The organism is Chromobacterium sp. FG22, assembly GCF_057809415.1.
This window is the reverse complement of sequence record NZ_JBMDJX010000021.1, coordinates 16,629-29,348: the sequence shown is the minus strand read 5'-3', so window position 1 is coordinate 29,348 and position 12,720 is coordinate 16,629. Positions and strand designations below refer to the sequence as shown.

Sequence of the window (12,720 nt, the reverse complement as noted above, 5' to 3'; positions counted from 1 at the left end):
GCGCAATGCTAGGGACATCACGAACCAAGGAGTCCGCCATGACCACCCTGCACCTGCTCGGCTTTCCCCGCATCGGCGCCAAGCGCGAACTGAAGACCCTGCTGGAAAACTACTGGAAAAACGAAATCGACGAAGCCGCGCTGCTGAGCGGCGCGCGTGAACTGCGCCAGCGCCACTGGCTGCTGCAAAAAGGCGCCGGCGTGGAACTGTCCCCGGTCGGCGACTTCTCCTTGTACGACCACGTGCTGGACGCGCAGCTGCTGGTGGGAGCTATTCCGCCGCGCTTCGGCTTCGACGCCGCCCGGCTGAGCACCGAGCAATATTTCCAACTGGCACGCGGCAACGCCGGCCAGCCGGCGCTGGAAATGACCAAATGGTTCGACACCAACTACCACTATCTGGTGCCGGAATGGCATGAGGACACCGCCTTCCAGGCGCAGCCGGAGCGCCTGCTGGCGCAAGTGCGCGAAGCCCAGGCCCTGGGCCTGCGCGCCAAGCCGGTGCTGCTGGGACCGCTGTCGCTGCTGTGGCTGGGCAAGGCCAAGCACGCCGGCCTGGACAGGCTGTCCTTGCTGCCCGCCCTGCTGCAGGCTTATCGCGACGTGCTGGCCGCGCTGGCGGCGACCAAGGTGGAATGGGTGCAGATCGACGAGCCCATCCTGGCGCTGGACCTGCCGCCGGAATGGCTGGCCGCCTTCGAACCCGCCTACCGGCAATTGCAGGACGGTTCCTTGAACCTGCTGCTGGCGACTTACTTCGGCAGCGTCGCCGAACACGCCGAGCTGCTGCAACGCTTGCCGGTGGCCGGCCTGCACCTGGACCTGGTGCGCGCGCCGCTGCAACTGGCGGCCTTCGCCGACGGCTGGCCGCAGGACAAGGTGCTGTCCGCCGGCGTCATCGACGGACGCAATATCTGGCGCGCCGATCTGTCCCGCGTGCTGGCCAGCCTGCAACCCTTGGCCGCCGATCTGGGCGAGCGTCTGTGGATCGCCCCCAGCTGCTCGCTGCTGCACGCGCCCTTCGACCTAGCCGCGGAAACCCAGCTCGACGTCGACGTCAAAACCTGGCTCGCCTTCGCGGTGCAAAAACTCAATGAGCTGAAAGTGCTGAAACGCGGCGTGGAGCAAGGCCGCGAAGCCATCGCCAATGAATTGGCCGGCAGCGACTACGCCCGTCAGCAGCGCGCCGCCAGCCCGCTGATCCACCGCCCCGAAGTGCAGCGACGCCTGGCCACGCTGCCGGCCGACGCCGACCGCCGCCACAGCGCCTATCCGGCGCGCGCCGCCGCGCAGCAAGCCTGGCTCAAGCTGCCGCTGCTGCCCACCACCACCATAGGTTCCTTCCCGCAGACGGCCTCCATCCGCGGCGCTCGCGCCGCCTTCAAACGCGGCGAGCTGTCCGCCGAAGCCTACCGCCAGGCGATGCGGCAGGAAATCGAGCTGGCGATCCGCCGTCAGGAGGCTTTGGACATCGACGTGCTGGTGCACGGCGAGGCCGAGCGCAACGATATGGTGGAGTACTTCGGCGAGCAATTGTCCGGCTTCGTGTTCACCGCAGGCGGCTGGGTGCAAAGCTACGGCAGCCGCTGCGTGAAGCCGCCCATTTTGTTCGGCGACGTGGCGCGGCCGCAAGCAATGACCGTGGAATGGGCGGAGTACGCGCAAAGCCTGACCCCGCGTCCGGTCAAGGGCATGCTGACCGGCCCGGTCACCATCCTGCAATGGAGCTTTGTCCGCGACGACCTGCCGCGCGGCGAAGTCTGCCGCCAGATCGCCCTGGCGCTGAACGACGAGGTGCGCGACCTGGAGACCGCCGGCATCCGCGTGATCCAGATCGACGAACCGGCCATCCGCGAAGGCCTGCCGCTGAAGCGCGCCGACCGCGCCGCCTATCTGGATTGGGCCGGCGAGGCCTTCCGACTGTCTTGCCACGGCGTGGCCGACGCCACCCAGATCCACACCCATATGTGCTATTCGGAGTTTGGCGACATCCTGCCGGCCATCGCCGCGCTGGACGCCGATGTGATCACCATCGAAACCTCGCGTTCGGACATGGAGCTGTTGCAGGACTTCGGCCACTTCCGCTATCCCAACGCCATCGGCCCCGGCGTCTACGACATCCACAGCCCGCGGGTGCCGCCGGAAGCGGAAATCCAGCAGCTGCTGGAAAAGGCGCTGCAAGTGATCGAGCCGGAAAAACTGTGGGTCAACCCCGACTGCGGCCTGAAAACCCGCGGCTGGCCCGAGGTGGAGGCCGCGCTCTCCAGCATGGTCAAGGTCAGCAAGACGCTGCGCCGGCGTCTGGCGCAGGAGGCCGACGCCATCGTTTGAAGCGTTCAATCTGTCGGCACAATAGAAAAGGCCCCTCGATCGAGGGGCCTTTTTTCGTTCCGACTCAAGGCTGCAACATGCCCGGCGTCATCATCGCCTTCAAACGCGTCTGCTCTATGCCGTGGCGCTCGCGGTGGCTCAACCACCAGATCGAGCCCTTCTTCACGCTCCACAACTGCTGCTGCTCGGACAACAGGCTGGACGCCAGCCAGCCGATATAAGGCTGATGGCCGACCAGCACCACGGTGCGGTCCGTCTCCGGCCAGCCTATCGCCTCCAGCACCTCCTCCGGCGACGCCGTCGGGTTCAGCGCCGGCAAGGTCTGAAAGCTTTTCGCCAGCAAGGCCGCCGTCTGCTGCGAACGCTTGGCCTCCGAGGCCAGCAGCAGATAATCGCGCGGCAGGCGCACCCGCAGCCAGGACGCCATCTGGCTGGCCTGCTGCTGTCCGCGCCGCGTCAGCGCGCGAGCCAGATCATCGGAGCCGTCCTCGGCCTCGGCGTGGCGCCACAAAATCAAATCCATACACACCCCTCGTCAAATATTTTTAATTCGGCGCAAGCGAGCCAAGTCGGGCACCCGCCCAGGGCGGGATGCGCGGCTTGGCGCGACTGCGAAATGAAAACCGCCGGCGCGCTACAACGGGAACAGCGCCAGCAGCAAGGGCACCAACAAGGCGGTGAGCACCCCGTTCAAGCCCATCGCCAGGCCGGCGAAGGCGCCCGCAGTCTCCGACAGCTGAAACACCCGCGCCGTTCCAATCCCGTGCGCGGAAATGCCGGTGGCCACGCCCAGCGCCATATCGTCGCGCAGGCGCAGACCGTTGAACAAGGGCCGCGCCGCCACCGCGCCGAAAACGCCGGACAGGATCACGCACATCGCCGCCAACTCCGGCACTCCGCCTATGCTTTGCGACACGCTCATCGCGATCGGCGTGGTCGCCGCCCGCGTGCTCAGCGACAGCAAAACCTCGCGCGGCAAGCCGAACAGCCAGCCCAGGCCCACGGCGCTGACGACGCCGGTGACGCCGCCCAAGGCGATGCTCAGCGCCAGCGGCCCGGCCGCGCGCTTGAGCCGGCTCAGATTGCCGTACAAGGGCACCGCCAAAGCCACCGTCGCCGGCCCCAGCAACATCTGTATCCACTGCGCGCCCTGCATGTACTGCCGGTAATCGGTGCGCGTCAGCAATAGCCAGCCCAGCACCAGCAACACCCCGATCAAGACCGGGTTGGACAGCGGATGGCCGCGGCAACGGCGATTAAACCCCAAGGCCAGCCGGTAAGCCAGCAGCGTGATGAACACCCCAGTCAGCGGCGACTCCCTCAACGCGGACAATACGCCGACGCTAGTCATGCCCGCCTCCTCGCCGCCGCGCCAGCATCCAATGCAAGGCCAGCCCCGGCACCAGCAAGGTGATCAAAGTCGACAAGACCAGCACCGCCGCCAGGCGCGCGCCGTAATCGGCCAGCAAGGCCTGATACGCCAGCACCGCGCCGCCGGCCGGGATGAACAGCAAGGACATATGCGCCAGAAAACGCGGCGCATGGGTCTGCAGCGTCGCCGGCACCCCGCGGCGCGCGCACAAGGTGACGAACAGCAGCAGCATGCCCAGAACCGGTCCCGGCACCGGCACGCCCAAACCGCGCGACAAGACCTCCCCCGCCAATTGATAGCCCAGCAGCCACAGCGCTGTCTCCATCATGCGATCATTCCTCCTTCCCCTTGATGACGACATGATAATCCGCCGGCTTGCGCTTGGGGATAGACAGATGGGCGCGCGTCGCGTCGCAGAAGGGGCGGGACAAGCCCCCGCCGGCTTTGGCATAATGCGCGCCATGCCCAATCCCCCAATCTGGCTGCCGGAACCGCCGGCGCTGTCCGCCGCCGCGCAATCCTGTCTCACCGAAGCCGGCTCGCTGACCGAACGGCTGCAAAGCACCGGCCGCCGCTTCGCCGTGCGCGTGCTGCGGCAAGGCCCCGACGCCTGCCTGGAAGACGAGGCGCAGCCGCTCGGCCTGGCCGCCGGCGCGCCGCTGCAGGCCCGCGAGGTGGCGCTGACCCTGGACGACACCCCGGTGGTGTTCGCCCGCAGCGTCACCCGTCTGGACTGCGCGGCCTGGCAGCCCATTCTAGACCGCGGCAGCCGCTCGCTGGGTCTGACATTGTTCGGCGGTCTGCCCGATTTGCTCCGCGACCCGCTGCGCTACCGCCTCATCGCCGCCGATCATCCGCTGTTCGCGCCGGCGGCCCGACTCAGCCCGCACGCCAGCTACCCGGCGCGGCGCTGCCGCTTTCTGCTGCGGCAGGCCCCCTTGCTGGTTTGCGAACTCTTTTTGCCGGAGCTGGAGAATTTCCTGCGATGAACGCCACCCGCCTCAATGAACGTTTGACGGTTTACATGCAACTGATGCGCATGGACAAGCCCATCGGCACTTTCCTGCTGCTGTGGCCTACGCTGTGGGCGCTGCTGATCGCCGGCCAGGGCCGGCCCGACCCGCTGATCGTGCTGATCTTCGTCGTCGGCACCTTTCTGATGCGCTCGGCCGGCTGCGTGATCAACGACTACGCGGACCGCGACTTCGACGGCCACGTGGCGCGCACCCGGCAACGGCCGTTCGCCCGCGGCGCGGTCGGCAAGAAGGAGGCCTTGCTGCTGGCCGCCGGCCTGGCCTTGCTGTCGCTGCTGCTGATCCTGCCGCTGAACGGCCTGACCCTGCTCTTGAGCGTGCCGGCGCTGTTCATCGCCGCCAGCTATCCGTTCACCAAGCGCTTCTTCCCGGTGCCGCAAGCCTATCTGGGCCTGGCCTTCTCCTTCGGCATCCCGATGGCCTTCGCCGCCCAGACCGGCGAGGTGCCGGCGCTGGCCTGGCTGCTCTTGCTGGCCAACGCCAGCTGGACGCTGGCTTACGACACCGCCTACGCGATCAGCGACAAGCCGGACGATCTCAAGATCGGCATCAAGACCTCGGCGATCACCTTCGGCGACTACGACGTGCTGGCCATCATGCTGTTCCACGCCGTCTTCCTCGCGCTGATGACCGGCATCGGCCTGCATCTGGCGCTGGCCTGGCCTTTTTATCTGTCCTTGCTCGTGGCCGTCGTCTTGATGGCCAAGCAATATCAGGACATCCGGGAACGCGACCGCGCCGCCTGCTTCAAAGCCTTTCTCGACAATAATCGCGTAGGCGCGGCCATCCTCGTCGGCGTAGCGCTCAGCTACTGGCTGCCGTAAAACCCAATGTCATCATTTTGCGGCGCAGCGATACTTTGTGAATTCCTGTGAACTTTTCGAGAAGGGTTCAATCCCAGAGAAGGCATATTCCACCCATTTGGAATTGCAGCCGACATGCACCACCGGCTTCACACAAGAAAGGACATATCATGAAACTGATTTCCGCTCTGATCGCCGCTGCTTTCGCCACTAGCGCCCTGGCCGCCTCCCCGGCGTCCGCGCCCGCCGCCGAAAAGAAAATGGAGCATAAGGCCGAACACAAGCAGGCCGGCAAAAAGCACCACAAGAAACATGCTTCGGGCGCCGCGCACCACAAGAAATCCGGCCACAAGCATTCGGGAAAGAAAGCTGAACACAAAGCGGCTTCCGCCGCCAAGTAATTGATCGCCGGGCCGAGGGCCCGACGCAAAAACGCCGCGGCTCGCCATGCGCCGCGGCGTTTTCATATCCGGGTACGATCAAAGGCCGGCCGGAGGCCGGCGGCGGGCGTCAGCCGGGCGGAGAATTATTCGCCGAAGCCACAGAACACCTCGCGCATCATCTTCAAGACTTCCAGCGTGCGGATGTCGCCGACGCGGTAATAAACGCGGTTGGCGTCCTTACGCGTGCGCAACACGCCCTTGTCGCGCATAATGGCCAAATGCTGAGAAATATTGCTCTGCGACGTGCCCACCTGCTCGACTATATCCTGCACGCTCACTTCCTGGTCTTCCAGCACCGATATGATCTTCAAACGCAGCGGGTGCGACATGGCCTTCATCGCCCTCGAGGTCTGCTCGATCTGGTCATCGTTGAACAGCAAGGCTTCTCTCCCTGTAGAGTCATTTTATTTAGTCTGACTGCGGTACAATACTACACTAAATCCAATACCATCAAGATTTTCTAATATTCAGAATGTGAATGCCATGAAATCCATCAAACCGGTGTTGTTGTTGATTCTCGACGGTTTTGGCCATCGCACTGAAGGCGATGACAACGCAATTCTTCATGCCTCGATGCCTAATTGGAACCGTCTGCGCCAGACCTTCCCCTACGGCACCATCAACGCCTCGGAAAACTTCGTCGGCCTGCCCTCCGGCCAGTTCGGCAATTCCGAAGTGGGCCACCTCAACATCGGCGCCGGCCGCGTGGTGCAACAGGACATCAGCCGCATAGACTGCGACATCGAAGACGGCCGCTTCGCCGCCAATCCCGCTCTGGTCTCCGGCATCGCCAAAGCCAAGGACGCGACGCTACACATCATGGGCCTGCTGTCCGACGGCGGCGTTCACAGCCATGAAAACCACATTCACTCGCTGATCCGCGCGGCCCAGGCCGCCGGCGTCGCGCGCATCCACGTGCACGCCTTCCTGGACGGCCGCGACACCCCGCCGCGCAGCGCCAAGACCTATCTGGAACGGCTGGACGCGGTGCTGGCGGAATGCCCGGCCGCGCGCCTGGCGTCCGTGACCGGCCGCTACTGGGCGATGGACCGCGACAAACGCTGGGAACGCCTGGAGCCGGCTTACCGGCTGCTGGTGGAAGGCGAAGGCCTGTTCCACGCCCGCAACGGCCTGGAAGCGCTGGAAGCGGCCTACGCCCGCGACGAGAACGACGAGTTCGTCAAGGCCACCGCCATCGGCGAGAGCGCCCGGATGCGCGACGGCGACGTCGTGGTGTTCATGAATTTCCGCGCCGACCGCGCGCGCCAATTGGTCAGCGCGCTGACCGACCCGGCCTTCGACGGCTTCAAGGCGCGCCAGCCCAAGTTCGCCGACTTCGTCACCCTGACCTCCTACGGCGAAGCCTACAGCCGCCTGTCCATCGCCTATCCGCCGCAGAAAATCAGCAACGGCTTCGGCGAATACCTGGCCAGCCAAGGCCTGAAACAGTTGCGCATCGCCGAAACCGAGAAATACCCGCACGTCACCTACTTCTTCAACGGCGGCGAGGAGCAGGTCTATCCCGGCGAAGATCGCATCCTGGTGCCATCGCCCAAGGTGGCCACTTACGACCTGCAGCCGGAAATGAACGCAGGCGAAGTCACGGACAAAATCGTCGCCGCCATCGCCTCCGGCCAATATCAGGCCATCATCTGCAATTACGCCAACGGCGACATGGTGGGCCACAGCGGCATCTTCGACGCCGCGGTCAAGGCGGTGGAAGCGCTGGACGGCTGCGTCGGCCGCTGCGTGGAGGCGATGCGCGCCGCCGGCGGCGAGGTGCTGATCACCGCCGACCACGGCAATTGCGAACAGATGTACGACGCCGAACACCACCAGCCGCACACCCAGCACACGCTGAGCCCGGTGCCCTTCCTCTATGTCGGCCGTCCGGCCCGGATTCGCACCGGCGGCTCGCTGCGCGACATCGCGCCGTCGCTGCTGGCGATGATGGGCCTGGAACAACCAGCGGAGATGACCGGTCAATCGCTGATCGAACTCCAATAAGACCCGCCGCCGCCGGCCCCGCCGGCGTCAAGGAGCCGGCCCCCTCGCTCGAGGACGGGAGGTCCGGCCCGCGGCCCAAGCAGAAAGCATACTCCCGGCCATGAAACCCTATGTCCTGATGGCGGCCTTGATCGCCGGAAGCAGCCACGCCGCGCCTCCGGCCTCCGCCGCGCTGTCCACCGCCCCGCACCAGCAAGATCTCAAATCGGTGCGCAAGGAAATCGACACCCTGAAAAAAGACATCGCCCAGAAACAGGCGGTGCAAAAAGAAGCGCAATCGGCGATCAAGGAATCGGAACAAGCCATTAGCCAGACCAGCCAGGCGCTGGTGAAGCTGGAAAAGAAACAAAGCAGCTCGGAACAGCAGCTCGAAGCGCTGCGCGCCCAGATCAACGCCAGCCGCAACAGCCTGGCCGCGGTGCGCCAGCGCGTGGCCCTGATGCTGGCGCGCCAGTACAAGAGCGGCCAGCACGACGCGATGAAGCTGATGATGAACGCGAACGACCCCAATCAGAGCGCGCGCGACCTCGCCTACTATCAGCACATCGCCCGCGCCCAACAGCAATTGGTGGCCCAGCTGATCACCCACCAGCACGAGCTGGAAGCGCTGTCTTTCCAGCTGGAGCAGGAACTGGCGCGGCTCAACTCGCTGTCGGACCGCAAGAGCCAGGAAAAGAGCTCGCTGCAGCAGGACAAGGCCAGCCAGCAGCAAGAACTCAACAAGGTCACCGGCGAGATCAAGACGGGACAGAGCAAACTCAGCCAGTTGCAGGAAAACGAAAAACGCCTGACCGGCCTGATCGCCCAGATCAACAAGGAAATCCAGCGTCGCCGCGCCGAGATCGCACGCAAGGCGGCGGAAGAACGCAAGGCCAGGCTGGCCGCCGCCCGCGAAGCCGCGCGCAAGGAAAACGAACGCCGCCGCAAGCTGGCGGAAAACGCCAAGAAACAAGGCAAGCCGGTGCCGGAAGAAGCCAAGCAGACGGTCACGGTGAAAGAGGAAGCCATCACCGACGTGGCCGACGACAGCGCCGCCGGCCGCGCCTTCGTCAGCCTGCAGGGGCGGATGAAAATGCCGGTGGCCGGACAATTGGTCGGCCGCTTCGGCAAGCCGCGCCAGCAAGGCGTCAGCTGGAAAGGCCTGTTCATCCAGACCGCCAACGGCACCCCGGTGCGCAGCGTGGCCGACGGCACCGTGGTGTTCGCCGATCAACTGCGCGGTTTCGGCAACGCCGTTCTGGTCGATCACGGCGGCAATTACATGACGGTCTATACCGGACTATCGGTGATAGGCAAATCCGTGGGCAGCAGCGTCAAGGCCGGCGACACGATCGGCAACACAGGAACACTGGACAGCGGCGAATCCGGCCTGTACTTTGAAATCCGACACATGGGACGCCCCCTAAACCCGCAAGCCTGGGCGCGCTAAGCCAGGCAACGGAGACAGATAACAAACATGAGCAGCCAAAGAATGAAGAAGATTGCCTGGCTAGTGGCCGGCGCCATGGCCGGCGGCGTGCTGACGCTGAGCATGCAAGCCTTTGCCGACAAGGGCGAATCCCCTCTGCCGCTGAGCGAGCTGCGCACCTTCGCCGAAGTGTTTGGCCGCATCAAGCAAGACTACGTCGACCCGGTGGAAGACAAGAAGCTGATCACCGCCGCCATCAAGGGCATGCTGACCGGTCTGGACCCGCACTCCGACTACATGGACCCGGAGGCCTTCAAGGAACTCAAGGAAGGCACCCAGGGCGAATTCGGCGGCCTGGGCATCGAGATCGGCGCCGAGGACGGCCTGGTCAAGGTGGTGTCCCCTATCGAGGACACGCCGGCGCAGAAGGCGGGCATCAAGAGCGGCGACCTGATCATCAAGATCGACGACACCCCGGTGCGCGGCCTGTCCCTGACCGACGCGGTGAAGAAAATGCGCGGCAAGCCGGGCACCAAGGTCACGCTGACCATCGCCCGCAAGACCGAGACCAAACCGCTGGTGTTCACGCTGGCGCGCGCAGTGATCAAGACCAAGAGCGTCAAATACAAGCTGTTGGAGCCGGACTTCGGCTATGTGCGCATCACCCAGTTCCAGGAGCACACCTCCGAGGACCTGGCCGCCGGCGTGCAGGCGCTTTACAAGGAAAACAAGCAGGGGCTGAAAGGCCTGGTGCTGGACCTGCGCGACGATCCGGGCGGACTGCTCAACGGCGCGGTCGGCGTATCCGCCGCCTTCCTCGCCAAGAACCAGCTGGTGGTCTACACCGAAGGCCGCACGCCCGACGCCAAGATGCGCTTGACCGCCAATCTGCAGAACTACGCGCGTCCGAACGGCAGCGACCCGCTGGCCCGCCTGCCGGTGGAAGCCCGCAACGTGCCGCTGGTGGTGCTGGTCAACGGCGGCTCCGCCTCGGCGTCGGAAATCGTCGCCGGCGCGCTGCAAGACCACAAGCGCGCGGTGCTGGTGGGCACCCAGACCTTCGGCAAGGGCTCGGTGCAATCCATCATGCCGCTGGGCAACGCCGGCGGTATCAAGCTGACCACCGCCCGCTACTTCACGCCCAACGGCCGCTCGATCCAGGCCAAGGGCATCGTGCCCGACGTGGTGGTGGAGGACGGCACGCTGACAGCGGCGGAACAAGCCATCCGCGTGCGCGAAGCCGATCTGGAAAACCACTTGGCCAACCCCAACGGCGAGGACAAGCCGGCGTCCAAGAGCAGCCTCAAGCCGGCTCCCGCTCCGGCCCCCCAGCCGGCCCCGGCCAAGCCGGATGACGGCAAGGACAAGGCCAAGCCGGAAGAAAAGAGCCAGTTCGGTCCGCGCGATCCCAACCCCAAGAACGACAACCAGCTGTCGCAGGCGCTGAACATTCTCAAGGTGCAGCAAATCCTGCAGAAAAAAGGCAGCTGATCCCGCGACGGCAGCCATCGCGCGCCCCTGGTTTTTCCAGGGGCGTTTTTCATGCGCGCCCGCTATTGTCCTCCTGCAAAACACCGTCATTCCTGCTACGCTATCCGGCTCAACCCTAGTTTTCCGGCCGGAGCCGCTGACCCCATGCTTACCCGCGAATTCGTGCTTTCCTTTCGCGAAGCCGCCCCCTATATCAACGCCTACCGCGGCAAGACCTTCGTGCTGGCCGTCAGCGGAGAAACCCTGCAGGACGGCGAATTCGCCAGCCTGGCCCAGGACATCAACCTCTTGGTCAGCCTGGGCGTGCGCATCGTGCTGGTGCACGGCATCCGCCCGCAGATCGAGGGCCTGCTGAAACGACACGGCATCGCCCGCCTGTTCCACCGCGACCGCCGCGTCACCGACGCCGCCACCATGGATGTGGTCAAGCAGGCGGCCGGCGCCACCCGCTGCGACATCGAAGCGCTGCTGTCCATGGGCATGCCCAATTCGCCGATGCACGGCGCCCACCTGCGCGTGGCCGGCGGCAACTTCGTCACCGCCCAGCCGCTGGGCGTGCTGGACGGCGTGGACATGCAATACACCGGCCAGGTGCGCCGCGCCGACGGCGCCGCCATCCGCGCCCGCCTAGACCACGGCGAGCTGGTGCTGCTGTCGCCCATCGGCTACTCGCTGACCGGCGAGGCCTTCAACCTGACCATGGAAGAACTGGCCACCCATGTCGCCATCACCTTGAAGGCGGAAAAGCTGATCTTCGTGATCGAGCAACGCGGCGTGATGCTGGACGAGGAACTGATCAGCACGCTGACCGCGCAGCAGGCCGAGGATCTGCTGGCCTCCGGCCGGCTGCAGGAAGACGTCAGCGCCTACCTGCCCTACGCCATCCGCGCCACCCGCGAAGGCATCCCGCGCGCCCACTTGATCAGCCGCCACGCCGACGGCGCCTTGCTGGTGGAACACTTCACCCGCGGCGGCAACGGCACCATGATCGCCCGCGATCCGCTGGTGAGGGTGCGCAACGCCAGCATCGAAGACATCGGCGACATCATCGGCCTGATCCAGCCGCTGGAAGAACAAGGCGTGCTGGTCAAGCGCAGCCGCGAACACCTGGAAGTGGAGATCGGCGAATACTCGGTGCTGGAACACGACGGCAAGATCTACGGCTGCGTGGCCATGCACTCCTTCCCCGACTCCGGCACCGCCGAACTGGCCTGCCTGGCGGTGGCTCAGGACAAGCGCGACGGCGGCTTCGGCGAGATGCTGCTCAAACATGTGGAATACCAGGCGCGCACCCAGGGCCTGCAATCGCTGTTCGTGCTCACCACCCAGACCGCGCACTGGTTTGTCGAGCGCGGCTTCGCCGAGGCGGACAAGAGCGCGTTGCCGCTGGCGCGGCAGCAGTTCTACAACTATCAGCGCCGCTCCAAGGTTTTCGTCAAGGTCTTGTAAGCCTAGGGCCGCGTCGAGGTTGGAAGCGTTTCATCTCTGTGACACAATATTGAATTAACCTTTTTCCGATATTTTAAGGATTGCGCCATGAGCAGAACCGTCAATTGCGTCAAGCTGGGCCGCGAAGCCGAGGCCCTCGACTTCCCGCCGCTGCCGGGCGAACTGGGCAAGCGAGTGTTTGAGAACGTGTCCAAGGAAGCCTGGCAAGGCTGGCTGCGCTATCAGACCATGCTGATCAACGAAAACCGCCTGAGCCTGGCCGACGCCCGCGCCCGCCAGTATCTGGCCGCGCAGCTGGAAGCCTATTTCTTCGGCGACGGCGCCGACGCTCCCGCCGGCTATACTCCGCCGCAGAACTAATCGCCATGCCCAGCCCTCCAAGC

13 protein-coding genes are annotated in these 12,720 nt (G+C 65.0%); 9 read left to right on the top strand and 4 right to left on the bottom strand.

Annotated features, from left to right (window positions below):
• Positions 1 to 38: 38 nt before the first annotated feature.
• Positions 39 to 2,330 carry a 5-methyltetrahydropteroyltriglutamate--homocysteine S-methyltransferase gene (gene metE / locus ACODSD_RS18345; protein ID WP_488877987.1) on the top strand — a complete coding sequence of 764 codons (2,292 nt, stop codon included), beginning with the start codon at positions 39 to 41 and terminating at the stop codon, positions 2,328 to 2,330.
• A gap of 64 nt (positions 2,331 to 2,394) precedes the next feature.
• Here metE and ACODSD_RS18340 read toward each other — a convergent pair whose 3' ends face one another.
• The 3 genes from ACODSD_RS18340 to ACODSD_RS18330 all read right to left on the bottom strand — a co-directional run bounded on the left by ACODSD_RS18340 (position 2,395) and on the right by ACODSD_RS18330 (position 4,030).
• Positions 2,395 to 2,853, bottom strand: a complete 459-nt coding sequence (locus ACODSD_RS18340) for a SixA phosphatase family protein (RefSeq protein WP_107798500.1) — start codon at positions 2,851 to 2,853, stop codon at positions 2,395 to 2,397.
• A gap of 111 nt (positions 2,854 to 2,964) precedes the next feature.
• Positions 2,965 to 3,681 (bottom strand): LrgB family protein, encoded by a 717-nt coding sequence (locus ACODSD_RS18335; protein ID WP_253315100.1) that lies wholly within the window; start codon positions 3,679 to 3,681, stop codon positions 2,965 to 2,967.
• On the bottom strand, positions 3,674 to 4,030 hold the full coding sequence (locus ACODSD_RS18330; RefSeq protein WP_107798498.1) for a CidA/LrgA family protein: 357 nt from the start codon (positions 4,028 to 4,030) through the stop codon (positions 3,674 to 3,676). Before ACODSD_RS18330 ends, ACODSD_RS18335 begins: the two co-directional genes overlap by 8 nt.
• A gap of 133 nt (positions 4,031 to 4,163) precedes the next feature.
• Here ACODSD_RS18330 and ACODSD_RS18325 point away from each other — a divergent pair, with 133 nt between their 5' ends.
• From ACODSD_RS18325 to ACODSD_RS18315, 3 genes are all read left to right on the top strand, one after another.
• Positions 4,164 to 4,691: a chorismate--pyruvate lyase family protein gene (locus tag ACODSD_RS18325; protein ID WP_227104441.1), complete on the top strand. Its 528-nt coding sequence runs from the start codon at positions 4,164 to 4,166 to the stop codon at positions 4,689 to 4,691.
• Positions 4,688 to 5,560, top strand: a complete 873-nt coding sequence (ubiA, locus tag ACODSD_RS18320) for a 4-hydroxybenzoate octaprenyltransferase (protein WP_107798496.1) — start codon at positions 4,688 to 4,690, stop codon at positions 5,558 to 5,560. The genes ACODSD_RS18325 and ubiA overlap by 4 nt, the downstream gene beginning before the upstream one ends.
• 149 nt (positions 5,561 to 5,709) lie before the next feature.
• Positions 5,710 to 5,940, top strand: a complete 231-nt coding sequence (locus ACODSD_RS18315; RefSeq protein ID WP_199225815.1) for a hypothetical protein — start codon at positions 5,710 to 5,712, stop codon at positions 5,938 to 5,940.
• Between the two features lie 125 nt (positions 5,941 to 6,065).
• Here the strand turns inward: ACODSD_RS18315 and ACODSD_RS18310 are convergent, their stop codons facing one another.
• Entirely contained in the window at positions 6,066 to 6,362 is a 297-nt protein-coding gene (locus tag ACODSD_RS18310) for an ArsR/SmtB family transcription factor (RefSeq protein ID WP_019100570.1), read from the bottom strand.
• A gap of 103 nt (positions 6,363 to 6,465) precedes the next feature.
• Between ACODSD_RS18310 and gpmI the strand changes: the two genes are divergently transcribed.
• From gpmI to ACODSD_RS18285, 5 genes are all read left to right on the top strand, one after another.
• Positions 6,466 to 7,989, top strand: a complete 1,524-nt coding sequence (gene gpmI, locus ACODSD_RS18305; protein WP_488877986.1) for a 2,3-bisphosphoglycerate-independent phosphoglycerate mutase — start codon at positions 6,466 to 6,468, stop codon at positions 7,987 to 7,989.
• Positions 7,990 to 8,089: 100 nt separating this feature from the next.
• Positions 8,090 to 9,418, top strand: a complete 1,329-nt coding sequence (locus ACODSD_RS18300) for a murein hydrolase activator EnvC family protein (RefSeq protein ID WP_107798494.1) — start codon at positions 8,090 to 8,092, stop codon at positions 9,416 to 9,418.
• A gap of 27 nt (positions 9,419 to 9,445) precedes the next feature.
• Positions 9,446 to 10,888, top strand: coding sequence for a S41 family peptidase (locus tag ACODSD_RS18295; protein ID WP_488877985.1), 1,443 nt, complete (start codon positions 9,446 to 9,448; stop codon positions 10,886 to 10,888).
• Between the two features lie 144 nt (positions 10,889 to 11,032).
• Entirely contained in the window at positions 11,033 to 12,337 is a 1,305-nt protein-coding gene (gene argA, locus ACODSD_RS18290; protein ID WP_107798492.1) for an amino-acid N-acetyltransferase, read from the top strand.
• An 87-nt stretch (positions 12,338 to 12,424) separates the two neighbouring features.
• Positions 12,425 to 12,697: an oxidative damage protection protein gene (locus tag ACODSD_RS18285; protein ID WP_048409108.1), complete on the top strand. Its 273-nt coding sequence runs from the start codon at positions 12,425 to 12,427 to the stop codon at positions 12,695 to 12,697.
• Positions 12,698 to 12,720 lie beyond the last annotated feature (23 nt).

Coding starts and splice junctions, on each gene's coding strand:
- ubiA (WP_107798496.1), top strand. CDS start 4,688: ATGAACGCCACCCGCCTCAATGAACGTTTGACGGTTTACATGCAACTG.
- ACODSD_RS18330 (WP_107798498.1), bottom strand. CDS start 4,030: ATGATGGAGACAGCGCTGTGGCTGCTGGGCTATCAATTGGCGGGGGAG.
- gpmI (WP_488877986.1), top strand. CDS start 6,466: ATGAAATCCATCAAACCGGTGTTGTTGTTGATTCTCGACGGTTTTGGC.
- ACODSD_RS18315 (WP_199225815.1), top strand. CDS start 5,710: ATGAAACTGATTTCCGCTCTGATCGCCGCTGCTTTCGCCACTAGCGCC.
- ACODSD_RS18340 (WP_107798500.1), bottom strand. CDS start 2,853: ATGGATTTGATTTTGTGGCGCCACGCCGAGGCCGAGGACGGCTCCGAT.
- ACODSD_RS18295 (WP_488877985.1), top strand. CDS start 9,446: ATGAGCAGCCAAAGAATGAAGAAGATTGCCTGGCTAGTGGCCGGCGCC.
- metE (WP_488877987.1), top strand. CDS start 39: ATGACCACCCTGCACCTGCTCGGCTTTCCCCGCATCGGCGCCAAGCGC.
- ACODSD_RS18300 (WP_107798494.1), top strand. CDS start 8,090: ATGAAACCCTATGTCCTGATGGCGGCCTTGATCGCCGGAAGCAGCCAC.
- ACODSD_RS18325 (WP_227104441.1), top strand. CDS start 4,164: ATGCCCAATCCCCCAATCTGGCTGCCGGAACCGCCGGCGCTGTCCGCC.
- ACODSD_RS18335 (WP_253315100.1), bottom strand. CDS start 3,681: ATGACTAGCGTCGGCGTATTGTCCGCGTTGAGGGAGTCGCCGCTGACT.
- argA (WP_107798492.1), top strand. CDS start 11,033: ATGCTTACCCGCGAATTCGTGCTTTCCTTTCGCGAAGCCGCCCCCTAT.
- ACODSD_RS18285 (WP_048409108.1), top strand. CDS start 12,425: ATGAGCAGAACCGTCAATTGCGTCAAGCTGGGCCGCGAAGCCGAGGCC.